The organism is Thermus sp. NMX2.A1 (assembly GCF_000511705.1).
GTDB classification, from domain to species: Bacteria; Deinococcota; Deinococci; order Deinococcales; family Thermaceae; genus Thermus; species Thermus scotoductus.
Genome location: NZ_ATNI01000062.1, coordinates 1 through 23,708, shown reverse-complemented (window position 1 = coordinate 23,708; position 23,708 = coordinate 1). Strand labels below are relative to the sequence as shown.

25 protein-coding genes are annotated in these 23,708 nt (G+C 65.4%); 15 read left to right on the top strand and 10 right to left on the bottom strand.

Annotation, left to right across the window (positions count from 1 at the left end; translation table 11 throughout):
- Positions 1–14 precede the first annotated feature (14 nt).
- The 4 genes from TNMX_RS06725 to TNMX_RS06710 all read right to left on the bottom strand — a co-directional run bounded on the left by TNMX_RS06725 (position 15) and on the right by TNMX_RS06710 (position 3,178).
- Positions 15–890 carry an HD domain-containing protein gene (locus TNMX_RS06725; protein WP_015716467.1) on the bottom strand — a complete coding sequence of 292 codons (876 nt, stop codon included), beginning with the start codon at positions 888–890 and terminating at the stop codon, positions 15–17.
- A gap of 116 nt (positions 891–1,006) precedes the next feature.
- Positions 1,007–1,828, bottom strand: coding sequence for an enoyl-CoA hydratase/isomerase family protein (locus tag TNMX_RS06720; protein ID WP_019550248.1), 822 nt, complete (start codon positions 1,826–1,828; stop codon positions 1,007–1,009).
- A gap of 1 nt (position 1,829) precedes the next feature.
- Positions 1,830–2,537, bottom strand: a complete 708-nt coding sequence (locus TNMX_RS06715; protein ID WP_038030649.1) for a purine-nucleoside phosphorylase — start codon at positions 2,535–2,537, stop codon at positions 1,830–1,832.
- An 11-nt stretch (positions 2,538–2,548) separates the two neighbouring features.
- Complete coding sequence (locus TNMX_RS06710) at positions 2,549–3,178, bottom strand: ABC transporter ATP-binding protein (protein WP_038030647.1); 630 nt, start codon at positions 3,176–3,178, stop codon at positions 2,549–2,551.
- 48 nt (positions 3,179–3,226) lie between these two features.
- Between TNMX_RS06710 and TNMX_RS06705 the strand changes: the two genes are divergently transcribed.
- On the top strand, positions 3,227–3,877 hold the full coding sequence (locus tag TNMX_RS06705) for a Crp/Fnr family transcriptional regulator (protein WP_038030646.1): 651 nt from the start codon (positions 3,227–3,229) through the stop codon (positions 3,875–3,877).
- 24 nt (positions 3,878–3,901) lie between these two features.
- Entirely contained in the window at positions 3,902–4,660 is a 759-nt protein-coding gene (locus TNMX_RS06700) for a 2-phosphosulfolactate phosphatase (protein WP_015716462.1), read from the top strand.
- 19 nt (positions 4,661–4,679) lie between these two features.
- Here TNMX_RS06700 and TNMX_RS06695 read toward each other — a convergent pair whose 3' ends face one another.
- Genes TNMX_RS06695 through TNMX_RS06685 form a run of 3 tightly spaced genes read right to left on the bottom strand, consistent with a single transcriptional unit; the run spans position 4,680 to position 7,488 of the window.
- Positions 4,680–5,993 carry a dipeptidase gene (locus TNMX_RS06695; protein WP_019550253.1) on the bottom strand — a complete coding sequence of 438 codons (1,314 nt, stop codon included), beginning with the start codon at positions 5,991–5,993 and terminating at the stop codon, positions 4,680–4,682.
- Complete coding sequence (hspR, locus tag TNMX_RS06690) at positions 5,990–6,688, bottom strand: heat shock protein transcriptional repressor HspR, fused homodimer type (RefSeq protein ID WP_019550254.1); 699 nt, start codon at positions 6,686–6,688, stop codon at positions 5,990–5,992. The genes TNMX_RS06695 and hspR overlap by 4 nt, the downstream gene beginning before the upstream one ends.
- A 41-nt stretch (positions 6,689–6,729) precedes the next feature.
- On the bottom strand, positions 6,730–7,488 hold the full coding sequence (locus tag TNMX_RS06685; protein ID WP_038030642.1) for an IclR family transcriptional regulator: 759 nt from the start codon (positions 7,486–7,488) through the stop codon (positions 6,730–6,732).
- Between the two features lie 98 nt (positions 7,489–7,586).
- Between TNMX_RS06685 and aceB the strand changes: the two genes are divergently transcribed.
- The 8 genes from aceB to hemW all read left to right on the top strand — a co-directional run bounded on the left by aceB (position 7,587) and on the right by hemW (position 16,087).
- Positions 7,587–9,149 carry a malate synthase A gene (aceB, locus tag TNMX_RS06680; RefSeq protein ID WP_038030640.1) on the top strand — a complete coding sequence of 521 codons (1,563 nt, stop codon included), beginning with the start codon at positions 7,587–7,589 and terminating at the stop codon, positions 9,147–9,149.
- A gap of 76 nt (positions 9,150–9,225) precedes the next feature.
- On the top strand, positions 9,226–10,629 hold the full coding sequence (locus tag TNMX_RS06675) for an FAD-linked oxidase C-terminal domain-containing protein (protein WP_015716457.1): 1,404 nt from the start codon (positions 9,226–9,228) through the stop codon (positions 10,627–10,629).
- Positions 10,622–11,668, top strand: a complete 1,047-nt coding sequence (locus tag TNMX_RS06670) for an FAD-binding protein (protein ID WP_015716456.1) — start codon at positions 10,622–10,624, stop codon at positions 11,666–11,668. The genes TNMX_RS06675 and TNMX_RS06670 overlap by 8 nt, the downstream gene beginning before the upstream one ends.
- Positions 11,669–11,672: 4 nt before the next feature.
- Complete coding sequence (gene glcF / locus TNMX_RS06665) at positions 11,673–12,959, top strand: glycolate oxidase subunit GlcF (protein WP_015716455.1); 1,287 nt, start codon at positions 11,673–11,675, stop codon at positions 12,957–12,959.
- Between the two features lie 99 nt (positions 12,960–13,058).
- Complete coding sequence (locus tag TNMX_RS06660; protein ID WP_038030637.1) at positions 13,059–14,279, top strand: glycerate kinase; 1,221 nt, start codon at positions 13,059–13,061, stop codon at positions 14,277–14,279.
- A gap of 4 nt (positions 14,280–14,283) precedes the next feature.
- Positions 14,284–14,601, top strand: a complete 318-nt coding sequence (locus TNMX_RS06655; RefSeq protein WP_019551704.1) for a nucleotidyltransferase domain-containing protein — start codon at positions 14,284–14,286, stop codon at positions 14,599–14,601.
- On the top strand, positions 14,591–14,983 hold the full coding sequence (locus tag TNMX_RS06650) for a HEPN domain-containing protein (protein WP_019551703.1): 393 nt from the start codon (positions 14,591–14,593) through the stop codon (positions 14,981–14,983). Before TNMX_RS06655 ends, TNMX_RS06650 begins: the two co-directional genes overlap by 11 nt.
- Entirely contained in the window at positions 14,984–16,087 is a 1,104-nt protein-coding gene (hemW, locus tag TNMX_RS06645) for a radical SAM family heme chaperone HemW (protein WP_038030635.1), read from the top strand. It abuts the gene before it with no gap.
- Here the strand turns inward: hemW and TNMX_RS06640 are convergent.
- Together TNMX_RS06640 and TNMX_RS06635 are read right to left on the bottom strand one after the other, a co-directional pair.
- Complete coding sequence (locus tag TNMX_RS06640) at positions 16,084–16,473, bottom strand: NADH-quinone oxidoreductase subunit 15 (protein ID WP_019551701.1); 390 nt, start codon at positions 16,471–16,473, stop codon at positions 16,084–16,086. The genes hemW and TNMX_RS06640 overlap by 4 nt on opposite strands.
- 36 nt (positions 16,474–16,509) lie before the next feature.
- Complete coding sequence (locus TNMX_RS06635; RefSeq protein WP_038030634.1) at positions 16,510–17,583, bottom strand: radical SAM protein; 1,074 nt, start codon at positions 17,581–17,583, stop codon at positions 16,510–16,512.
- 104 nt (positions 17,584–17,687) lie between these two features.
- Here TNMX_RS06635 and TNMX_RS06630 point away from each other — a divergent pair, with 104 nt between their 5' ends.
- Genes TNMX_RS06630 through wecB form a run of 4 tightly spaced genes read left to right on the top strand, consistent with a single transcriptional unit; the run spans position 17,688 to position 21,381 of the window.
- On the top strand, positions 17,688–18,539 hold the full coding sequence (locus tag TNMX_RS06630; protein WP_038030661.1) for a phosphotransferase: 852 nt from the start codon (positions 17,688–17,690) through the stop codon (positions 18,537–18,539).
- A gap of 10 nt (positions 18,540–18,549) precedes the next feature.
- Positions 18,550–19,176: a uracil phosphoribosyltransferase gene (gene upp, locus TNMX_RS06625; RefSeq protein ID WP_015716444.1), complete on the top strand. Its 627-nt coding sequence runs from the start codon at positions 18,550–18,552 to the stop codon at positions 19,174–19,176.
- Positions 19,173–20,261, top strand: coding sequence for an MraY family glycosyltransferase (locus TNMX_RS06620; protein ID WP_038030633.1), 1,089 nt, complete (start codon positions 19,173–19,175; stop codon positions 20,259–20,261). Before upp ends, TNMX_RS06620 begins: the two co-directional genes overlap by 4 nt.
- Position 20,262: 1 nt before the next feature.
- Positions 20,263–21,381 (top strand): non-hydrolyzing UDP-N-acetylglucosamine 2-epimerase, encoded by a 1,119-nt coding sequence (gene wecB, locus TNMX_RS06615; RefSeq protein WP_019551025.1) that lies wholly within the window; start codon positions 20,263–20,265, stop codon positions 21,379–21,381.
- Here wecB and TNMX_RS06610 read toward each other — a convergent pair.
- Complete coding sequence (locus TNMX_RS06610) at positions 21,356–22,552, bottom strand: MFS transporter (protein ID WP_038030630.1); 1,197 nt, start codon at positions 22,550–22,552, stop codon at positions 21,356–21,358. The two genes, wecB and TNMX_RS06610, sit on opposite strands and share 26 nt — an antisense overlap.
- 68 nt (positions 22,553–22,620) lie before the next feature.
- Between TNMX_RS06610 and TNMX_RS06605 the strand changes: the two genes are divergently transcribed.
- The coding region (locus tag TNMX_RS06605; protein ID WP_038030629.1) for a site-2 protease family protein at positions 22,621–23,708 on the top strand (1,088 nt) is incomplete at its 3' end.

Here is a 23,708-nt window from a genome sequence, read left to right as displayed (position 1 = left end):
CCGGGTCGGAAGCCTCAGTCCAGCACGAAGCGGTCCTCGCTCTCGTGAAGGCGCACCCGGTGGACGATGCGCTGGTCCTGGCCCCCGTTCCCCTCGGTCATGGCCACCACGCTCACGTAGGGCCTTAAGGGGCTACGGAGCACCTTCTTGGTGAGGGTTTCCTCCACCTGGAAGATGCCGGCGGAGTTGTTCATGGTCACCTGGATCTCCACGGGCACCTTCTCCCCTTTGAGGATGCGCACCTCGTCCACCGCCAGGGCGCTGATGGAGTGGATGTCGATGCTCCCCAGGGCGAAGGCCTTCCGCCCCCGGCCCTTGGTGATGTCGGTGCCGTCGGCCACGGCGGTGACCCCTGCCTCAATGGTTAAGGGCTCCGGGGAGAGGTCATGGCTATAGATGCCGTGAAGGATGAGGGCCCTAAGGGCGGTGCGTTGCTCGGGGTCAGGGTAGATCTTCTCCAGGATCCGGTTCAGGATGGGCAGGGACAGGGTGACGCCAAAGGCCTCGTGGTGGTCCCGGTGCACCTGGTTGCCCAGGTCGTGGAGCATGGTGGCAAGGAGGACCACCACGTAGGCATCCTCCAGCTCCCCGGCCCCTGACTCCACCGTGTCCAGGCGCACCCCTGCCTCGGCCAAGAGGGCCAGGATGGCCACGCTGGCCGCCCCGGTGAGGAGGGCGTGGACCCGGCCATGGTCGTTGTAGCCCAGCTTACGCATGGTGATGTAGTTGGCCATGTTCCACCCAGCCCTGGCCTCGGGGTCTTGGATGAGGAGCTCGTAGGCCTTAAGGGCCTTGGGAAAGGCCTTTAGACGCTCGCGAATGGACTGGTCGGCCTCGGCGTACAGCTTGGCCTTGGGGCTGGCAACGTGGACGATGCGCTCTCCCGTCATGGGCAACTCCACATTACACCACACTGCGGATGGCCATACCTACCCAACACCCTCATGCGCCAAAAAGAAACCAGAGGGTGAAGCCAAAGCCCTTCCCCAAGGGAAAGGGCTTACCCTTACTCTCCCTTGAAGTTAGGCGCCCGCTTTTCCAGGAAGGCCCGCACCCCTTCCTTCATGTCCTCCGTAGCGGAGGCATAGCCGAAAAGGTCGGCCTCGATCTCCAGGGCCTCCGCCAGGTCCAGCCCCTCGCCCCGCACCACGCTTTCCTTGGCCAGGGCCAGGGCGATGGGCGCATTTTTCATGATCTTCTGGGCCAGCTTCTTGGCCTCCTCCAGGGCATCCTCCCCCACCCGGTTCACCAGGCCCAGGCTTAAGGCCTCCTCGGCGGACACATGCCGCCCGGTGAAGATGAGGTCCAAGGCCCGGCCCCGCCCGATGAGGCGGGGAAGCCTCTGGGTGCCGCCAAAGCCCGGGATCAAGCCCAGCCCCACCTCGGGCAGGCCCAGCTTGGCCTCCCTGGAGGCCACCCTCAGGTCGCAGGCCAGGGCCAGCTCCAGCCCTCCTCCCAGGGCATACCCGTTGATGGCGGCGATGGTGGGGAGGGGCAAGGCGGCGATCTCGGCGAAGACCTGCTGCCCCAAAAGGGCATACTCCCGGGCCATGAAGGGATCCTTCAGGGCGGCGATCTCCTTGAGATCCGCCCCGGCGGCGAAGGCCTTGCCCTCCCCGGTGAAGATGGCCACCCGGACCTCGGGATCCTGATGGATGACCTCGGCCACCTCGGCCAGCTCCCTGAGGAGGTCCTGGGAAAGGGCGTTTAAGGCCTCCGGCCGCCTTAAGGTAACCAGGGCGATGCCCTCCTCCACCTCGTAGGAGAGGTGCTCAAACTCGGGGATCTCCAGGATGAACTCGTGCTCGTGTTCGTGCTCGTGGGCCATGCTACACCTCCAAAAGGGCCTCGAGGGCCACCTCCACCATACGCCTAACGCCTTCTTGCAAAACCTCAGGCGAAGCCAGCTCGGGGTCGCCGATGCGGTTGGAAACCGTGAGGATGGCCCCCGCCCGCACCTTCCGCATCTTACCCAGGAGGAAGAGGGCGCTGGCCTCCATCTCAAAGGCCAGCAGGCCAAACTGGGCCCAGGCCTTCGCTCCCTCGGGGGTGGTGGCGTAGAAGGCATCCTCGGTGGCCACCAGGCCCACATGGTGCGGGTAGGCTCTTTGCTCCGCCTGCTTCCAGAGGGCACGGAAGAGCTCGGCGTCGGGCACGGGAGCATAGGGACGGCCTTCCAGATACTGCCGGGTGGCCCCGTCCAGGGGCACCGCCCCCTGGGCGATCACCAGGTCCCCGGGGGAGAGGCCCTCGTCCACCGCCCCACAGGTGCCCACCCGGAGAAGCACCCTGGCCCCCAGGCTCACCAGCTCCTCCGCCACGATGCTGGCCGAAGGGGCCCCCATGCCCGTGGTCTGCACGGAAACCGGCACGCCCCGGTACCGGCCGGTGAAGCCCAGAAGGCCCCGGTAGGAGGTGTAGAGCCTGGGTTCCTCGAGGAAGGTGGTGGCGATCCACTCCGCCCGGCCCGGATCCCCGGGCAGGAGCACCCTTTCTGCCACCTCTCCCTTCTTGCCCCGCACGTGGATGGGACTCATACCGCCCCATTTTAAAGCCGCAAGGTGGGAAGCCCTTCCACCAAGGCCTCGTCGTGGGTGGAGAAGAGAAGGGCCGCCCCCACCTCCCTGGCCAACTCCCGCATGAGCCTGAGCACCTCCCTGGCCTGGGTGCGGTCCAGGCTGGCCGTGGGCTCATCGGCCAAAAGAAGCCTGGGGCGGAGGTACAGGGCCCGGGCCACCGCCACCCGCTGCCGCTCCCCACCCGAAAGCCTCTGGGGCAGGAAGTCTGCCCTTTCCCCAAGGCCCAGCCGGGCAAGGAGCCCAAGGGCAAAGGCCCGGTCCACCCGGCCCGCCAGGTAGCCGGGGGCCAGGACGTTTTCCAAGGCGGTGAGTTCGGGGAAAAGAAAGTGGTGCTGGAAGACAAGGCCCATAAAGCGAAGCCGCCTCCTGGCCAAGACCCCCTCGGGCAGGCCCCGGATGGGGATTCCCTCCCAGTACACCTCGCCCTCCTGCAGGGAGAGAAGGCCCGCAAGGAGGTGGAGGAGGGTGGTCTTGCCGCTTCCCGAGGGCCCCAGGATGGCCAGGGCCTCCCCGGGGCAGAGCCTTAAGGAAACCCCCCGGAAAAGATAGCCGTTCCCGTAGGAGAATCCCAGGTCTATGGCCTCCAAGACCGGGTTCACCCTCTCATCCTCTAGGCAAAAGATGAAGCCTCGGTTAGAGTAAGGCCGATGCTGGCATCCCCTCTTTTCCAGGATATGGGCCCGGAGGAAACCCGACTGGCCCGCTCCTACTTCCAGCCCCTGACCTACCCCAAGGGCAAAGCCATCTTCCACCAGGGGGATCTGGGCCAGGCCCTTTACCTGGTGGAGGAGGGCCGAGTGCGCCTCTACCGCACCCACCTGGGGGGCCAGGAGAAGATCCTGGGGTTCCTGGGGCCCGGGGAGGTCTTCGGGGAGATGAGCCTTTTGGACGGGGGGGAACGAAGCGCCAGCGCCCTGGCGGAGGAGGAAACCCTGCTTCTCGCCCTCTACCGGGAAGCCTACCTCGGGCTCATCCGCCGCCTGCCCCTCTTCGCCCACAACCTGGCCCGCATCCTGGCCCACCGCCTGCGGGAACTCAACCTGGAGCTGGACCTTCTGGCCTTTGAGGAGGCGAGAAGCCGGGTAGCCTACGCCCTCTTAAAGCTCCTTCGTCAGGGGCACGGGCCCCACTTCCAGCTCCGCCACCAGGACCTGGCGGCCCTGGCCGGGGTGAGCCGGGAAACCACCACCCGGGTCCTCCACGAGCTCAAAGACCAAGGCGTCCTGCGCCTTTTTTCAGGGGTGGTGGAGGTGGTGGACCCCAGGCTTTTGGAGGAGGTGGCCTTTGGCCTGGTTTGAAGAAACCGAGTCGGAGGGCCTTCCATGCGCTTGAAGGTGGATGTTCTCCCCGCGGAGGAGCTGGTCTACCCCGATGTGGTGTTGGTGGTGGACGTGATCCGCTCCACCACCACGGCCGTCGCCTTCCTGGAGGCGGGGGCAGAGGCCCTGTACTGGGTCCCAGACCTCGAGGCCGCCCGGGCCTTCAAGGATGCCGACGTCCTCCTGGCGGGGGAGGTGGGGGGGTTAAAGCCCCCGGGGTTTGACCTGGGGAACTCCCCCCGGGAGGCCCTCGAGGCCCCCGTGGGAGGCAAGACCGTGGTGATGAGCACCACCAACGGCACCAAGGCCGCCCACGTGGCCGCCAGGACCGCCAAGCACGTGCTCCTGGCCTCCCTCTTCAACGCCCACGCCGCAGCCCGCCTGGCCCGGGAGCTGGCCACGGAGGAGGTGGCCATTCTGGCCGCCGGCAAGGAGGGGCGGGTGGGCCTGGACGACCTCTACACCGCCGGGGTCCTGGCGGAGTACCTGGGCCTCCTGGGGGAGGTGGAGCCCGAGGATGGGGCCAGGATCGCTTTGGCGGTGAAGCGGAACTACCAGGACCCCCTGGAGGCCCTCTCCCTCTCCGCCGCCGCCACCGCCCTGAAGGGGGTGGGCCTCGAGGCCGATGTGCCCTTCTGTGCCCAGGTGGCCAAAAGCGCCGTGGTCCCCATCCTCACGGGCCGGGTGGGGGAGGCCCTCATCTTCAAAACAGCTCCCCCAGGGCTCACCAAGCGGGCCATCCCCGGAACAGGGGCAGGCTAAGGCCAGCCTCCCTTCCCGCCTAGCCCCCTTGGGCCAAAAGCTCGTAGAAGCGCCTCAGGGTAGCGATGCCCTTCTCCAGGTTAATCAGGTCAAACTTCTCGTTGGGAGCGTGGAGGTTGTCGTCGGGAAGCCCCAGACCCAGAAGGACCACGGGCGCACGAAGGGCATCCTGGAGCTCCGCCACCACCGGGATGGTCCCTCCCTCACGGGTGTACACGGGGGGCCTGCCCCAGACCTCCTCCAGGGCCTTGGCCATGAGGCGCATGGGAGGGCTGAAGGGATCGGTAAGGACCGGCCTGCCTCCGTGGAGGCGGAGGATCTCCATGGTGTAGCCGGGTGGGCAGATCTCCCGCAGGTAGGCCTCCACCTGGCTGGCCACCTCCTCGGGGTCCTGGTCCGGCACCAGGCGCAAGGAAACCTTGAAGCCCGCCTCGGCGGGGATCACCGTCTTGGAGCCCTCCCCCTGGTACCCTCCCCAGATGCCGTTCGGGTCCAGGGTGGGCCGGGTCCAAAGCCTCTCCAGGGGGCTATAGCCCTCCTCCCCGGGCAGCACCTCCACCCCGAGCTCCCGCCTCAAGGCCTCCTCGTCCAAGGGGGGCCAGAGCCTTTTCTCCTCCTCCGAAACCGGCCGCACCCGGTCGTAAAGGCCGGGAACCAGGATCCTCCCGGTTTTCTCGTCCTTTAGCTTGGAGAGGATCCACCCCATGGCCTGGATGGGGTTCGGAGCCACGCCACCGAAGCTTCCGGAGTGGAGGTCCCGCCGGGCCCCCTTCAGGCGCACCTCCAAATAGGCCAGGCCCCTTAGGCCATAGGTGAGGGTGGGGGTGAGGGGGGCGAACATGGCTCCATCGGAGATGAGGACCACGTCGGCCCTAAGCTTCTCCCGGTGCTCCCGCACGAAGGGCAGAAGGCTCGGGCTTCCGATCTCCTCTTCTCCCTCCACCAGGAACTTCACGTTCACCCGGGCGGGCAGGTCCTCGAGGGCCGCCACATGCGCCCAAAGCTGCCCCTTGTCGTCGGAGGCTCCCCGGGCGTAGACCCTTCCCTCCCGCACCGTGGGCACGAAGGGGGGGCTTTCCCAAAGCTCCAAGGGATCCGGGGGCTGGACGTCGTAGTGCCCGTAGACCAGGACCGTGGGGGCCTTGGGATCTAGGAGGCGCTCCGCGTAGAGGATGGGGTGTAGCGGGGTCTCGTGAAGCTCCGTGCGGAAACCCCGCTCCCTGAGCCTCTTCGCAAGCCAGAGGGCCGCCTTGCGAACGTCTTCCTTGTGGGCCGGGTCGGTGGATACGGAGGGGATGGACAAGAACTCCAAAAGGGGCTCTAGCGCACTCACGCCCCCATGCTACTCCCTTCGGGAAGGGTCTTGCCCTCTTCCAAAAGGAGAAGCTTCAGCCGGGCCACCTCGGCCTCAAAGCGGGCCTGCAGGGCCTCCAGCTCCGAGCGAAGCCGCATGATCTCCTCCACCCCCGCCAGGTTCACCCCAAGCTCCTGCGTCAGGCGGCGGATCTCCCTAAGCTTCTCAATGTCCCGCTCCGAGTAAAGCCGGGTCTTCCCACCCGACCGCTTCGGCTTGATCAAACCCTTCCGCTCGTAAAGCCTCAGGGTCTGCGGGTGCATCTCCAACAGCTCCGCCGCCACCGAGATCACGTACACGGGACGGTCCTTGGGGGAGGGCTTGGCGGTTTCCCCGGGGGGAGGAAGGGCCGGGCGTTCCAGCTCCGCAAAGCGGGCCCCGATCTCCTCCTTCAGCCGGGCCACCTCGGCCTCAAAGCGGGCCTGCAGGGCCTCCAGCTCCGAGCGAAGCCGCATGATCTCCTCCACCCCCGCCAGGTTCACCCCAAGCTCCTGCGTCAGGCGGCGGATCTCCCTAAGCTTCTCAATGTCCCGCTCCGAGTAAAGCCGGGTCTTCCCACCCGACCGCTTCGGCTTGATCAAACCCTTCCGCTCGTAAAGCCTCAGGGTCTGCGGGTGCATCTCCAATAACTCCGCCGCCACCGAGATCACGTACACGGGACGGTCCTTGTCCATGGCCTTTAGCTCCCTCCGCTAAACCCTCCTAACCAATGCTATTATAAAGCGGGCACAAAACCCAGGCGCAAGGAAGCTTTCCTGGCCGCCTCCATTACCCGGGGAGCCAGAAGGCGAGCCTCCTCCAGGGAAAGGCGGCTGGAAGGAGCGGACAGGGAAAGGGCCGCCACCACCTCCCCCCCGGGGCCGAAGACGGGAGCGGCCACACAGCGCACCCCCAGTTCCCTCTCCTCGTTGTCCAGGGCGTAGCCCTTCCGACGCACGGTTTCCAGCTCCCGCTTCAGGTCCTCGAGGCGGGTGAGGGTGTAAGGAGTGTACGGGGTGAGGGAAAGCCCCTCGGGGATGCCCCGGAAGGCGAGAAGCACCTTCCCCACCCCCGTGGCGTGCAGGGGAGCCCGGCTTCCGGGAGCGGTGAAGAGCCGGACCAATCTGGCCCCCTCCGCCTGGTCCAGGTAAAGGGCCTCCCTTCCCGCCAGCACCGCCAGGTTCACGCTCTCCCCCGTTTCCGCCGCCAGGGCCTCCATCTCCGGATGCGCCGCAAGAAGCAGGTTCTGCCTGGGATAAACCTGGCCCACGGCAAAGGCCTTGGGCCCCACCCGGTAAACGCCCCTTTCCTCCTCCACGAAGCCATGGCGGACCAGGGTCTGGAGGAGACGGTAAAGGGTGCTCTTGGTAAGCCCCGTCCGCTCTGCCAGGGGGGAAAGCCCGGCCTCCTTAAGCTCCGCCAGGGCCTGAAGCACGCTCAGGCCCCGCTCCAAGGTCTTCACCTCCTCGGCTCCTTTCCTCCTGGGTCGTGGCATGGGCCTCAGGCTAGCACCCGCTGGGTTGTTTTTCAAGTAACAAAAAACCATTTTGTTTCTTGACAAATCCCCAGCCCTTCCCTTAGGCTCAAACCACCATGAAGGGCGTGGAAATCCTCAAAGACCATCCCCTCTTAGGAGAGGTGCTCACGGAAGAGGCCCTGGGGTTCGTGGTGGCCCTGCACCGGGAGTTCAACCCCGTGCGCAAGGCGCTTCTGGAGCGCAGGAAAACCCTCTGGGAAAGGTACAAGGCCGGGGAAAAACCGGACTTTCCCGAGGAAACCGCCTTCGTGCGGGGCGGGTCCTGGCAGGTGGCGGAGGCTCCACCCGACCTTTTGGACCGCCGGGTGGAGATCACCGGCCCTGTGGACCGCAAGATGATCATCAACGCCCTGAACTCCGGGGCCAAGGTCTTCATGGCGGATTTTGAAGACGCCCTCTCCCCCACCTGGGACAACGTGATCCAGGGGCAGAAGAACCTCTATGACGCCGTCCGCCGCCAGATTGACTTTGTAAGCCCCGAGGGGAAGGAGTACAAGCTGAAGGAAAAGGTAGCCACCCTGGTGGTCCGGCCCCGGGGATGGCACCTGGTGGAAAAGCACGTGCGGGTGGACGGGGAGCCCATTTCCGCAAGCCTCTTTGACTTTGGCCTTTACTTCTTCCACAACGCCCACGAGCTCCTAAGGCGGGGAAGCGGCCCCTACTTCTACCTGCCCAAGATGGAAAGCCACCTGGAGGCCCGGCTTTGGAACCAGGTCTTCAACTTCGCCCAGGACTACCTGGGCATCCCCCGGGGCACCATCCGGGCCACGGTGCTCATCGAAACCATCCTGGCGGCCTTCGAGATGGAGGAGATCCTCTACGAGCTTAAGGAGCACGCCGCCGGGCTCAACGCCGGCCGCTGGGACTACATCTTCAGCTGCATCAAGAAGTTCGCCACCACCGCCCCCATCTTCCCCGACCGGGCCCAGGTCACCATGACCGTGCCCTTCATGAAGGCCTACACCGAGCTTCTGGTGAAGTCCTGCCATATCCACGGGGCCCACGCCATCGGGGGCATGGCCGCCTTCATCCCCAGCCGCAAGGACCCTGAGGTGAACGAAAGGGCCTTCCACCAGGTGCGGGCCGACAAGGAGCGGGAAGCCTCCCAGGGATTTGACGGCACCTGGGTGGCCCACCCCGATCTGGTGCCCGTGGCCCAGGAGGTCTTCGACCGGTACCTGGGGGATAAGCCCCACCAGAAGCACGTGAAGCGGGAGGACGTCCAGGTGAGGGCGGAGGACCTGCTGAACTTTGAGGTCCCGGGAGGCAAGGTAACGGAGGCAGGCCTTCGCAACAACATCTCCGTGGCCCTCCAGTACCTGAACCAGTGGCTTCTCGGCAACGGGGCCGCCGCCATCTTCAACCTCATGGAGGATGCCGCCACCGCCGAGATCAGCAGGGCGCAGCTCTGGCAATGGGTGCACCGGCAGGCCACCTTGGAGGACGGCCGCACGGTCACCCCTGAGCTTTACCAAAAGATCAAGGAAGAGGAGCTCGCCAAGCTGGGAGGACGGGAGGTTGGCCGCTATAAGGAGGCCGAGGAGATCCTGGACAAGCTGGTCCTCTCGGAGGAGTTCATCGAGTTCCTGACCCTGGTGGCCTACGATTACCTGGACTGAGGCCAAAAGGATCCGGGCTAGGAAGGGGTGGGGCAGGCCACCCGCCCCTTCCGGTAAAGTGGGATAGGAGGTGGCAATGGGGTTCCTGGAAGAGCTTAGGGCCCTCTTTCCGCCGGGGAGGCTGCTGACCAGGGAGGCGGAGCTTGCCCCTTACGAGTCCGACGCCCTCACCGCCTACCGCAAGCGTCCCCTGGCCGTGGTGCTTCCCGAGCGGAAGGAGGAGGTGGTGGAAGCGGTGCGCCTCTGCTACCGCCACGGGGTGCCCTTTGTGGCCCGGGGAAGCGGCACCAGCCTCTCGGGAGGCTCCTTGCCCGTGGAGGGGGGCCTGGTCATCGCCCTCAACCGCATGAACCGCATTCTGCGCCTGGACCCCAAGGCCCGGATCGCGGTGGTGGAACCCGGGGTGGTGAACCTGGAGGTTTCCCGGCAGGCGGCCCCTTTTGGCCTCTATTACGCCCCCGATCCCTCCAGCCAGCCCATCTCCACCATTGGCGGGAACGTGGCCTTCAACTCCGGCGGGGCCCACTGCCTGAAGTACGGGATGACGGCGGGCCACGTGCTGGCCCTCGAGGTGGTCACCCCTCAAGGGGAGGTGGTGCGCCTGGGCGGGGAAGGCCTGGAGAGCGTAGGCCCTGACCTCCACGGCTTTTTCGTGGGCACCGAGGGGCTTTTGGGAGTAGCCCTGGAGATCACCCTGAGGCTTCTTCCCAAGCCCGAGGCCTACCACACCCTGCTGGCCGCTTACGGGAGCCTCGAGGCCGCCGGCAACGCCGTGAGCCAGGTGATCCGAAGCGGGCTCCTCCCCGGGGCCATGGAGATCATGGACCGCCTGGCCATAGAGGCCGCCGAGGCAGCGGTGAAGGCCGGCTATCCCCGGGTGGAGGCCCTCCTCATCGTGGAGCTGGAAGGCCCCAAGGAGGAGGTGGAGGAGGAGGCCAAACTCCTGGCCCAGGTGATTAAAGAAAGCGGGGCCTTGGAGGTGCGCATCGCCCAAAGCGAGGCGGAACGCCAGGCCATCTGGAAGGGGCGCAAGGCTGCCTTCAGCGCCGTGGGAAGGCTTTCCCCCGATTACATCGTCCAGGATGGGGTAGTGCCCCGAAGCCGCCTGGGGGAGGCCCTGAAGGAGATCGGAAGGCTTTCCCAGGAATACGGCCTCAGGGTGGCCAACGTCTTCCACGCCGGGGACGGAAACCTTCACCCCCTGGTCCTCTACGACGGCAAAAAACCTGGGGAGCTGGAGCGGGCCGAGGAGCTGGCGGGAGAAATCCTCAAGCTTTGCGTGCGCCTGGGGGGGTCCTTGACCGGGGAACACGGCATCGGGGTGGAGAAGAAGGAGTACATGCCAACGATGTTCGCCCCGGAAGACCTCCTGGCCATGGAACGGGTCAAGGAGGCCCTGGACCCCAAAGGCCTCGCCAACCGGGGCAAGGTGCTACCCGGCCACGGGCAAGGCCCGCATCTAGGAGAGGTGTATGCCTGAGGTCCGTGCCAACTCTCTGGAAGAAGTACAGGAAGCTGTGCGCACCTGTCCCCGCCTGCGCCCCAAGGGGGGTGGGAGCAAGCCGGCCCTCTCCACCCCCAAGGACGGGGAGACCCTCCTGGATCTTTCGGGCCTCAGGGGCATCCTGGAGTATGCCCCTGAGGAGTTCGTCTTCACCGCCTATGCCGGCACACCGCTTAAGGAGATAGAGGAAACCCTACGGGCCCACGGCCAGTACCTGCCCTTCCACCCACCCCTGGTGGAGCAGGGGGCCACCCTTGGGGGCACGGTGGCAGCAGGGCTTTCCGGCCCCATGCGGGAACGGTTTGGGGGCCTGAGGGACTTCATCCTGGGGGTACGCTTCGTGGACGGGGAAGGAAGGGTGGTGCGGGGCGGAGGCAAGGTGGTGAAAAACGCCGCTGGCTTCCCCTTCCACCGCCTCATGGTGGGTTCCCTGGGAGCCTTCGGGGTCATGGTGGAGCTTTCCTTCAAGGTCTTCCCCTCCCCCAGGGCCACCCAAACCCTGCGGCTCACCTATGGGAACCTAGCGGAAGCCCTTGCCGCTATGGAACGCCTCCGGGTGCTTCCCCTGGATCTTCTGGCCCTGGACCTTATTCCCCCGGCCACCCTGGAGATCCGCCTAGGGGGGTTCCCCGAAAGCCTGGGGAAAAGACTAAAACGACTACAGGAAATCCTGCAAAAGGAAGGCGAGGTGCTGGCGGAGGACGAAACCCACTGGGAAGGGGTGCGGAACCTCCGCTTCCTGGAGGAGGCCCCCACCTGGGTCAAGGTTCCCTCCGCCCCCGCCTGGGTGCCCAAGCTGGAAGATCTGCCCCTAGGGCCCAGGCGGTACCTGGCGGGAGGGGAACTCCTCTACGCCGGGATGGAGGCCAAGGGACTGGCATCCCTTAGGCAGGCAGGGATTCCCCACCTGGTCCTAAAGGGCGCCGAGGATGCCCTCTTCCCCCATCCACCCGAGGCCTTTTTCCGCAAGCTTAAGCTGGCCCTGGACCCCAGGAGCCGTTTTCCCTTAGGGTGAGAGCATGCAGCACCGCATACCCGTGGAAACCCTGGGCAAGGAAGGGGAGGTGATGGCCCACGCCATCGAGGCCTGCGTCCATTGCGGCTTCTGCCTTCCCACCTGCCCCACCTACCTGGTCCTGCAGGAGGAGATGGACTCCCCCCGGGGTCGGATCTTCCTGATGAAGGAGGTCCTCGAGGGGAACCTCTCCCTGGAGGAAGCCCTTCCCTATCTGGATCGTTGCCTGGCCTGCCAGGCCTGCGTTACCGCCTGCCCAAGCGGCGTCCCCTACGGCGAGCTCATCGCCACCTTCCGCCTGCACACCGAGAGCAAGCGCCACCGCTACCCCCTGGAACAGGTCTATCGCCAGTCCCTCCTCCGCATCCTCCCCTACCCTGAGCGCTTTCGGCCCCTGGCCGAGCTGGGAAGCCGGCTAAAACCCCTCCTCAAGCCCCTTCCCCTGCCCAAGGCTCTTAAGGCTCCCATCGCCCTGCTCCCGGACCGCCTGCCGGACAGGGAATCCTACCAGGAGGTCTACCCCGCCAAGGGCCAAAGGCGGGCCAGGGTGGGCATCCTCCTGGGCTGCGCCCAGCAGGTCCTGAGGCCCTCCATCAACCGGGCCACCATCCGGGTCCTCCAGGAAAACGGGGTGGAGGTGATAGCCGCAAAAGAACAGGTCTGTTGCGGGGCCCTAAACCTCCACGCCGGGGACAAGGAGGGAGCCAGGGCCTTGGCCCGCACCAACCTGAGGGTTTTCCAGGAGGTGGACTACGTGGTCACCAACGCCGCCGGTTGCGGCTCGGGGATGAGGGAATACCCCCTTCTCTTCCTGGGGGAACCCGAGGAGGAGGAGGCGAGGGCCCTGGCCGCCAAGGTGAAGGACCTCACCGTCATCCTGGACGAGCTGGGCTTCATCCCCCCTCCCCCGCCCCCACGGCCCCTCAGGGTGGCGTACCACGACGCCTGCCACCTGGCCCACGCCCAGGGGGTGCGGGAGGCCCCAAGGAGGATCCTCAAGGCCTCTGGGGTGGAGGTGCTGGAGCCCAAGGAGTGGGAGATCTGCTGCGGCAGCGCCGGCACCTACAACCTGTTCCAGCCCGAGATCGCCGAGGTTTTGGGCAGGAGAAAGGCGGAAAATCTTCAGGCCACCCAGCCCGAACTGGTGGTCACGGGCAACATCGGCTGCCTCACCCAGATCCAGGCCTATTTGGACAAGAGCATCCCCATCCTGCACACGGCGGAACTTCTGGAGATGCTCTATATAGGTCGGCATCCCGGGGAGACGGACGGCGGAGGGGATGCCCTATAATCAGAGCATGGCCTTCACCAGCTATGCCACAGCCCGTGTGGAGGGAATGCCTCTGCTCTATAAAGGGGACGACTTTGCCCAGACGGATTTAGGTCAAAAGTGAAATCGCTCCTTTTAGCCACCTTCCGCCAGGCCCTCGAGGAAGCCCACCCCTACCGCCTCACCCTTAGGGCCCTTCCCAAGGCCAGGCCCCACCTCATCCTGGCGGTGGGCAAGGGAGCGGCCTGGATGCTAAAGGCTGCCTTGGATCGCTACGGGGAGGTACCCTACCACCTCACCCTGCCCAAGGGGCAGGATGCCCTGGGGCTACGAGCGGTCTTCGCCGGCCATCCCTTGCCCGATGGGGAAAGCCTAAGGGCGGCCCAGGAGGTCCTGGAACTCCTCAAGGGGCTTTCCCCCAAGGCGCGGGTTTTAGCCCTGGTTTCGGGCGGGGGAAGCGCCCTTTGGTGCCTGCCCCTGGGGATCTCCCTGGAGGCGAAGCGGGCCCTCACGGAGGCCCTCCTGAAAAGCGGGGCCAGCATTAGGGAAATCAACGCCGTGCGCAAGCATCTCTCCCAGGTGAAGGGGGGAAGGCTTCTAAAGGCCACCCAAGCCCGGCTTCACGTGCTTCTTCTCTCCGACGTGCCAGGGGATGACCCCGGGGTTATCGCCTCGGGACCCTTCCATCCGGATTCCAGCACCTACCTCGAGGCCCTGGCCGTCCTGGACCGGTATGGCCTGGCCTTTCCCGAAGCCAGGCGGGTGTTGGAAGAAGGACTAAGGGGCCGGTTCCCCGAAACCCTGAAGCCCCAAGACCCCGCCCTAAAACGGCTGTCCTACCGGATCGTCGGGCGCAACCTGGACCTCCTAAAGGCCGCCCAAGGGTTCTTAAGGCGGCAAGGCTACCGGGCGGTGATCCTCTCGGACCGCTTCGGCGGCGAGGCCCGGGCCCTGGCCCGCTTCCATGCGGAGCTGGTGGAAACCCTCCGCGCCCATGGCCTTCCCTTCAAAAAGCCCCTTTTCCTCCTCTCCGGGGGGGAAGCCCAGGTACAGGTGAGGGGGAAGGGTAGGGGGGGCCGGAACCTGGAGTTCCTCCTCGCCCTCTACGCCCACCTCCAAGCCCCCCTTTACGCCTTGGTCGCGGATTCCGACGGGCTGGATGGACCCTCAGAAGCGGCGGGAGCCCTCCTCACTCCGGAGGTCTGGAACCTGGGGCTGGACCCAAGGCCCTTCCTGGAAGCCAACGACAGCTACGGCTTCTTTGAACAGGCGGGAACCCTCCTAAAAACCGGGCCTACCGGCACCAACCTCAACGACTTCCGCCTCCTCTTTGTAGACTGAAAAGGTGGAGTACCCAGAGCTGGCTCCGGTCCTTTCGGCCATCCTCAAAACCGTCCCGGCGAAAAAGATCATCCTCTTTGGCAGCCGGGCCCGGGGGGAGGCCCGCCCAGAAAGCGATTACGACCTCCTCGTGGTGGTGCCACCGGAGTACAAGACCATGCGGGTTTGGAAAGACCTCTATCAGGCTGCCAGCAAGGTCCAGCAAGGCTTCAGTCTGGACCTCCTCCTGGCCACCGAAGAGGACTTGACCCGGTACCGGGAAACCTGGACAACGGTTTATCCCCATGTCCTCCGGGAAGGGCGGGTGCTCTATGCCGCATGACGCCTCAGACCCAGGAGTCTGGCTGGCCCGCGCCAAGAGCAACCTGGCCCGGGCCCGCGTAGGAAGGACCAGCCCCGAGGTGGTCTGGGATGACCCTTGCTTTGACGCCCAGCAGGCTGCGGAAAAGGCCCTCAAGGCCCTCCTCATCGCCCTTGGCATCCCTTTTCCCAAAACCCACGACCTGGCACGCCTTCTGGAGCTGATCCGCCCCCACCTCCCCGTGCCTCCAGGGCTAGAAGACCTGGTTCGGCTTAACCCCTTCGCCGTGGCGGGCCGCTACCCGGGGGACCTCCCCGAGGCCACAGAAGAGGACTGGAAAGAGGCTCTTCTGCTGGCCGAGCAAGCCGTGGCCTGGGCAGAAAGGGTCTTAACGCAGGATTGAATGGCCAGCCTCTACCTCCACGTCCCCTTCTGCCCCACCCTCTGCCCCTACTGCGACTTCCACGTGGTGCGCCGGGGCCCGGGGTGGGTGGAAGCCTACCTGAAACGCCTTAAGGAGGAAGCCCAGAGGCTTTACGAGATCCACCCTGAGCCCCTAAAGACCCTCTACCTGGGCGGGGGTACCCCGAGCTTTCTCCGGGACCGGGAACTCATCGCCCTCTTCCAGGCCCTTCCCTGGAGGCTGAAAGCGGATGCGGAGGTGACCCTCGAGGCCAACCCCGGCACCTTGAACCGGGAACGGATGGCCCTTCTCAAGGACCTCGGGGTGAACCGCCTCTCCTTAGGGGTCCAGAGCTTCCAGGAAGCGGTGCTGCGGTTCCTGGGCCGGGCCCATGGACGAAGGGGCGCCTTGAAGGCCGTGGAGATGGCCTTGGAAGGGGGCTTCCGGGTTTCCCTGGATCTCATCCTGGGCCTGCCCATGCAGGAGGTGGAGAAGGATCTAAAGGAGGCCGCCTCCCTAGGAGTGGGGCACGTATCCGCCTACACCCTGCAGGTGGAAAAGGGTACCCCCTTCGCCCTTTCGGGCCTGAAGGAGGATCCGGAAAGGGAAGCCTGGGCCATGGGGAAGGCGGAGGAAATCCTGGAGGGTGCCGGTCTTGTGCGCTACGAGATATCCAACTTCGCAAGGCCCGGCGAGGAGGCCCGCCACAACCTGGCCTACTGGCGGAATGGTTTTTGGCTGGCCCTGGGTCCCAGTGCCGCAGGCCAGTACCCGGGCACGGGGCCGGTTTACGCCTTCCGCCGTACCAACCCTCCCCTTCCCCGCTGGCTCCTGGGGGAACCCCCTCAGGAGGAGGCCATCTCCCCCTTAGAACACGCCAAGGAAAGCCTGATGCTGGGCCTGCGCCTGAAGGAGGGGGTGGATGTGGAGGCCGTGGAGAGGAGAACGGGCCTAAGCCTTTGGCCTAGCCTAAAGCCTGCCGCTATATCCCTGGCGAAAGCGGGCTTTTTGGAAGTGGAAGGCCTCCGCCTCAAGCCCACCCGCCAGGCTTTTCCCCTCCTCCATCCGGTGGTCCTGAAGTTATGGGAGGCCCTCGAGGGCTAGGCGAAGGCCAAGGCCTCCCGCGCCCGGTCGGCCAGAGCGAAGAAGCGCTCCTTGGTAAGGGGGATTTTCCCCGTCACCAAGCCCTTCCCTGGCTCGTAGTGGGCGTGCAGGTGGATGTGGGCCCGGGGAAGGCGGATGCCGATGCGCTTCAACTTGGCGTGCCGGGGAGAGACATCCGCCAAGAGAAAGGGTTCCCCCAAGGCATCGGAAAGGGAAGCGGTCATGATGGTGGTGGGAAGGTCGTAGGGGCGCTCCATGCGGTAGATGAAATCGGGGAAGTCCGCCTCCTTCTCGAACCGGACCCCCTTCTCTCTGGCGTATTCCCGCATCCAGGAAAGGAGCTCCACCCAGGCCTCATAGAGTTCCCGTTCATGCGAGGCGCTCATGGCCCGAGTATACCAAGAGGCCAGGGTGCGCTGGCCCTAATAGAGGAACTCCCGGATGTCGTACCGGGCCACCCGCAGGCCCAAGCGGCGGAGTTCCCTGGCCCAAGCAGCAAGCTCCGCCTCCACATCGGGAAGAGGCTTTAGGCCCAGGAGGGCGTAGGGGGTACCCGGCTCCTCCTGGAAAGGGGATAGGTAAACCACATCCTCTTTCCCCAAGGGGAGCTCGGCCAAAAGGGCCAGGCTCTCCCGGCGGTGGGCCTCAGCGTAGGCTAGGCCCCCAGCCCCCACCATGAGGATTACCCCCAAGGAAAGCCCCGCTTCCTTCAAAGCGTTCACCAGGGGTAAGGCCTCCCGGGGGTGCCCGGGCTTGTTTAGGAGGGCAAGCAACGGGGGATGCCCGGTCTCGAGGCCAATGTAAACCCGTCTAAGCCCCAAGGCCCTAAGCCTTTCCCACCAAGTAGCCTCCTTCTTCAACCCGGTAAAGAGGTCCAAAAAGCCCAGGATGGCCTCCCCGGGAAAGGCCCGCCGAACCTCTTCCAGTAGGGGAAGAAGGGGCTCGCCCAGGGCCAAGGCGTTGCCATCTCCCAGAAAAACCCCCCTCCTTAAAAGCCTTCCCCTTCCCAAAAGCTCCAAAACCCGTTCCACATGCTCCCGGAAGGCATCGGGACTGCGCTTCTGAAAGGGGCGGTCCTGGTAGAAGGAGCAGAAGGCGCACCGGTTCCAGGTGCATCCCGTGGTGGCCTGGAGGACCACGGAAAGGTAGGCATCCGGAGGGAGAATGCTCACGGGCCAGGCGTAGGCCCGGCGATAAGAAGTGGGGTCGGAAAGGGCCTCCGGGGTCCAGCGAAGCACCTCTTCCCGGCGTCCGGGATCCTTGAGATGGGCCTCCGCTATGCCCAGGATCTCGCGGTAGACCTCCAGGGCCTCCGCCTTCTCTAGGCGTCGCCTCCTCCTCTCCCCCTCCCGGTAGCGCAGGTGCAGGCTTCCGTCCAAGGCCCTCTTGTAGGTGAGCCCCTGGCGGAAGTAGTGATAAGGCCGCCCCTCCCGGTCGAAGGAGAGGACCCTGTCCCCCAGGGAGAGAACCGTGGCCTCCGGCCGCAAAAGCTCCACGCCCTTAGGTTACGCGCTGCCGGGGATGGGGTTGAGGACGACCTATGCAAAGCCATACTCAACGGGGCATTTCATCCCCCCTCGAGGCCCTTAGAATAAGCCCCGTGGTGCTCTCGGCCCTGAAGGGCCTCCTCTCCCCCGATACCCTCTCTCGCCTTACCCCCCTGGGCGGCTTTGAAGCCCGAGTGTACACGGATGGGGAAAGGGTCTACAAGGTATACCGGCCTGGCGAGGCCCACCTGGCGGCCCTCGAGGCCGAGAGGATGGCCCGCGCCGGCTTGGGAAGCTTCGTCCTGGGGGTGGCCCAGGTGGAGGGACAAGGGGTCCTGGTCATCCGCCATTTTCCCGGAAAACCCTTCAGCCCCGAAGCCTTCACCTCCAAGGCCCTCGCCGCCCTCTCCCACCTCTTCCTCTCCCTCCACCGCCTCCCCGAGCCGGGGTATGTGGAGCGGGAAGAGCTTTCGGAGAGGCTAGAGCGCTTCGCTGAAAGCCTGGGCTCCGTGCCCGAGGCCTTAAGCCTCATCAAGGCCCTTATGCGGGAGGTCGCCTGGGTGGCGGGGGTGGAGAAGCGCTTCTGCCATCGGGACGCCTGGGCGGGGAACCTCCTGCTTAAAACCCAGGAAAACCCCTCCCACGACGACCCCGAGGTGCTCCTGGTGGACTGGGTCCGTTCCGGAGGCGACGATCCCGCCCGGGACCTTGCCCTCCTCAAGACGGGAAGCCTGGACCTCTTGGGGGAAAAAAGGGCCCGGGAGGCCCTTTTCCGCCTGGTGCAGTTCTACCCCAAAGAGGTGCGGGAGCGCCTGGCCTTTTACGTGCCCCTCACCTATCTCCACGACCTCCACTGGTTCCACACGAAGAAGCCCGAGGGCTTCCTCGAGGCCCTGGCGGACAAGCTCCCCCGAGCTCTGAGCTTCTTCCAAGACTGCTTTCCCCTGAGAAACCGGGCGTGTTAGGCTTTGGGGGATGAGGATCACCCTGGTGGACCATCCCTTGGTCCAGCACAAGCTGGCCCACCTCCGGGATAAACGCACGGGCGCCAAGGACTTTCGCGAGCTGGCGGAGGAGGTATCCCTCCTCATGGCTTACGAAGCCATGAGGGACCTGGAACTTACGGAAACCACCGTGGAAACCCCCGTGGCCCCCGCCCGGGTCAAGGTGCTTTCCGGCAAGAAGCTGGCCCTGGTGGCTATCTTGCGGGCTGGATTGGTCATGGTGGAGGGCATCCTCAAGCTGGTGCCCCATGCCCGCGTGGGGCACATCGGCCTCTACCGGGACCCCGAGTCCCTAAAGCCCGTTCAGTACTACGCCAAGCTACCCCCGGATATCCACGAGCGCCGGGTCTTCCTCCTGGACCCCATGCTGGCCACGGGCGGGAGCGCCAGCCACGCCCTTACCCTTCTTAAGGAGAAGGGGGCCACGGGGATCAAGCTCATGTGCCTCATCGCCGCCCCCGAGGGCCTGGAGCGCATCGCCCAGGACCATCCCGACACCGAGGTGGTGGTGGCGGCCATCGACGAGCGCCTGAACGACCACGGTTACATCGTTCCCGGCCTGGGGGACGCCGGGGACCGGATCTACGGGACCAAATGACTGAACTTCTGAAGAAGATAGGCATCGCTGAACCCACGGGCACAGGCTGGCTTACCGTGGCCTTCGCCTTCCTGGTGGCCCTTTTCTTCACCTGGCGCTTCCTGCCCCATGTGCGCCGCTTCGCCCTCAAGGTGGGCTGGGCGGACATGCCCAACAAAAGGCGCCTCAACCGGGAGCCCCTGCCCAACGCCGGGGGCCTGGCGGTGTACGCCGGGGTGGTGCTGGCCCTGGTGGTGGCCGCCTTCCTAAGGCCCATCCTGGTGGAACACGTGCTTATCCAAATCCTCGCCATCCTCTTGGGAGGAGCTTGGCTGGTGCTGGTGGGCTTCATCGACGATCAGTTCGGCCTCCCCCCCCTCTTCCGCCTCTTCGTGCAAACCCTGGCCGCCCTCCTCCTCATGGCGGTGGGGGTGCGGTTCGAAGCCGCCTTCGGCACCCCCCTGGATCCCGTCTTGGGGTTTTTCCTCACCTGGCTCTGGGTGGTGGGAATCACCAACGCCCTGAACCTCATGGACGGCCTGGATGGGCTGGCGGGCGGGGTGGCGTACATCAGCGCCATGAGCCTCCTCTTCGTGAGCGCCCAGTTTCCCTACTGGGCGGCAGGCACCCTGGTCCTGGCGGCCCTGGCCGGGGCAGCCCTGGGCTTCCTGCGGCACAACCTTCACCCAAGCCGCATCATCCTGGGGGATGCGGGGGCTTACTTCCTGGGCTTCACCCTGGCGGCCACCTCCCTTCTTGGCAATCTGAAGCTCACCACCTTTTTGGGCCTCCTGCCCCCGGCCCTTTTTCTTCTTCTCCCCATCCTGGACACCACCCAGGTGGTGGTGCGAAGGCTATTGCGGGGGCAAAACCCCCTTTCCACCCCCGGCAAGGACCACATCCACCACCGCCTTCTCGCCCGGGGACTTTCCCAAAGGCGGGTGGCCTTCCTCCTGTGGGGGCTCGCCCTCCTCTTCAACCTTCTGGCCATGGCCTACCTGGGCATGCCGAAGGAAGCCATCCTGGCAAGCCTTTTCGCCACGGTTTCCGGCCTGGGGTGGGTGACCTACCGCCGCCTCAGGGCCCTTTGGAGGGGGGCAGAATAGTATGAAGCGGGTGGTGCTAGCCTTCGGCACCCGGCCCGAGGCCACCAAGATGGCCCCGGTCTACCTGGCTTTGAAGGAGCATCCCCATATCAAGCCCCTCATCCTCCTCACTGGCCAGCATCGGGAACAACTAAGGCAGGCCCTGGGGCTTTTCGGCATCCAAGAGGACCGGAACCTGGACGTGATGCAAGAGCGCCAGGCCCTGCCGGACCTGGCGGCCCGCATCCTGCCCCAGGCGGCCAGGGCCCTCGAGGAGATGCGGGCGGACTACGTGCTGGTCCACGGGGACACCCTCACCACCTTCGCCGTGGCCTGGGCCGCCTTTCTGGTGGGGCTTCCTGTGGGGCACGTGGAGGCAGGCCTAAGAAGCGGTAACCTCAAAGAACCCTTCCCCGAGGAGGCCAACCGCCGTCTCACCGATGCGCTCACCGACCTGGACTTTGCCCCCACCCCCCTGGCCAAGGAGAACCTGCTAAGGGAGGGCAAGAAGGAGGAAACCATCCTGGTCACCGGCCAGACGGGGGTGGATGCCGTGCTCCTGGCCGCCCGGCTAGGCCGGCTTCCTGAGGGGCTTCCCCCTGGCCCCTACGTGACCGTTACCATGCACCGGCGGGAAAACTGGCCCATCCTGCCGGAGCTGGCCCGGGCCCTCAAACGGGTGGCCGAGGCCTTCCCCCACCTCACCTTCGTCTACCCCGTGCACCTGAACCCCGTGGTGCGGGAGGCGGTCTTCCCCGTGCTCAAAGGGATGAAGAACTTTCTCCTCCTGGACCCCTTGGACTACGGGCCCATGGCCGCCTTGATGCGGGAAAGCCTCCTCCTCGTCACCGATTCCGGGGGGCTCCAGGAGGAAGGAGCGGCCCTGGGGGTTCCCGTGGTGGTGCTCAGGAACGTTACGGAAAGGCCAGAAGGCCTCGAGGCGGGCATCCTGAGGCTGGCGGGCACCGAGCCCGAAAGGGTTTACCGCACGGTGAAGGCGCTACTGGAAAACCCCGAGGAACTTGAGCGCATGCGCCAGGCCAAGAACCCCTACGGGGATGGGAAGGCGGGGATTCGGGTGGCCCAGGGAGTGGCCTGGCGGCTCGGCCTGGGGCCTAGGCCGGAGGACTGGGTTCCGTAGGCCAGAAGCGCAGCTGGTAAAGCCCCACCATCAGCACCGCCCCTCCCAGGACCAAGGCGGCCCAGCGCCCCCCGAGAAGCTCAAAGAGAAGCCCGGTGAGGTAGGCCCCAAGGGGCCCGGTGCCCAGCATCACCAGGCTGTACACCGCCATCACCCGGCCCCGAATCCGGTCGGGCACGGATAGCTGCACCAGGGTGTTGGCGTTGATGAGCACGGAGATCATCCCGAACCCTCCCAGGGCCAAAAAGAAGGGGACCAGGAAGGCGTAGGGCAGGAAGAGGCCCAGGTGGGCCAGGGAAAGGGAAAAGACCCCAAGAAGAAGCCTCCCCGGCTTGGGCCTACCCGTGAAGGCCATGACCAAGGCAGCCCCCAGGGCCCCCAACCCCACGCTGGAAAGGAGGCCACCATAACCCGTGGCGGAAAGGCCCAGCACCAGCCGGGCATAGGCGGGCACCAGGGTCTGGAAGTTCATGCCCAAGAGGCTGGCGAAGAGCACCAGTCCCACCACCCGGCGCACCACGGGATGCTCGAGGACAAACCGCACCCCCTCCTGGGCCTCCCGCCACCAGCGGCCATCCCCTTCCTCCCCCCTAGGACCCAAAGGGACCCGGCGCAGGACGAAGAGAAGGGGCAAAAAGGAAAGGGCATTGGCCAGATAAGCCACCCCCACGCCAAAGAGGGCGATTAACACCCCAGCCAGGGCCGGCCCCAACAACCTGCTGGTGTTGAAGCCAAAGGAGTTAAGGGCGATGGCCCCCGGGTACCGGTCCCTGCCCGCCAGCTCCACGGTGAAGCTTTGGCGCACCGGGAGGTCCATGGCGTTGAGGGCCCCGTAGAGAAACGCAAAGAGGAGCACGTGGCCGTAGCGCACCTGCCCGGTGAGGATGAGGAAGGCCATGAAGAGGGCCAGAACCATCATGCCCCCCTGGGTAAAAATAAGAAGGTTCCGCTTGGGGTAACGGTCCGCCAAAACCCCGGCGGGAAGGGAGAAGAGCAGGGAGGGGAGGAACTGCAAGGCCACCACCAGCCCAAGCCTCTCCGCGCTTCCCGTAAGGAGGAGGACCAGCCATCCCTGGGCCGCCGACTGCATCCAGGTGCCCATCTGGGAGGTGAAAAGGGCAAGCCAGTAGGAACGATAAAGAGGGTCTTTCAGAAGGGCCAAGGCCAGCACCCCCTTATCCTACGGCTGACTGACCGGTCATTACCAACTCCACCGCCAGCCCGTGCCTATACTGAGGCATGCTTCAGCGCGGCTTTCCCCTGTTCCGCATTCTGGGGATCCCCCTTTACCTGGATTTCTCCTTTCTCCTGATGCTGCCCCTCCTGGCCTTCCTCATCGGCAGCAACCTGCCCGTTTATCTGGAGCTATTTGGCCTTCCTCAGGACCCCTCCCTGCTCCAGGGCACCCTGCCCTTCCTTCTGGGACTTTCCGCGGCCCTTGGCCTTTTCGCCTCCGTGCTTTTACACGAGCTCGGGCACGCCCTGGTAGCCCGGCGCTTCGGTATAGAAACCAAACGCATCACCCTGTGGCTCCTGGGCGGGGTAGCACAGATGGAGAGGATTCCCAGGGAACCCAAAAAGGAGCTCTGGATTGCCCTGGCGGGCCCGACGGTGAGCTTTGCCCTGGCCCTCTTCTTCCGTCTGGTGCAGGCGGAATCCGGGGCCCTGGGGTTTCTCACCCACTATTTAGCCTTGGTCAACCTGATGCTGGGGCTATTCAACCTCCTCCCTGCCCTGCCCTTGGACGGAGGCCGGGTCTACCGGGCGCTTTTGGCCATGCGCAAACCCTACCTCCAGGCCACCCGGCAGGCCTTGGCCCTGAGCCAGGTGGTGGCCTGGGCCTTGGGGCTTTTCGGCCTTGTGGTCTTCAACCCCTTCCTGGTCCTGATTGCCTTTTTCGTGTACATGGCCTCGAGGGCCGAGGTAGAGGGCACTCTGCTGGCCCAGGCCTTAAGCGGGTTGAAGGCCAAGGACCTCATGACCCCAAACCCCCTGGTCATCCCCCCAGAGCTTACGGTCCAGGAAGTCCTGGAACTGGCCCTGGCCCACAAGGTTTCCGGCTTTCCCGTGGTGGAGGAAGGGCGGGTCCTGGGGGTGGTGGGCCTCGAGGGGCTGGAGGGCGCCAACCCCCTGGCCCCGGTGGTCCACTACCTAAAAGAACCCCTGATCCTCTCCCCCGAGGAGGACGCCCTCACCGCCCTGGAGCGGATGGCCGAGCGGGGGTATGTCCGGGCCTTGGTCATGGAAGGGGACCAGCTTCTCGGCATCCTCAGCAAGACCGATCTCTTAAGAGCCTTCCAGATACGGATGCTGGGACATCCCTCACC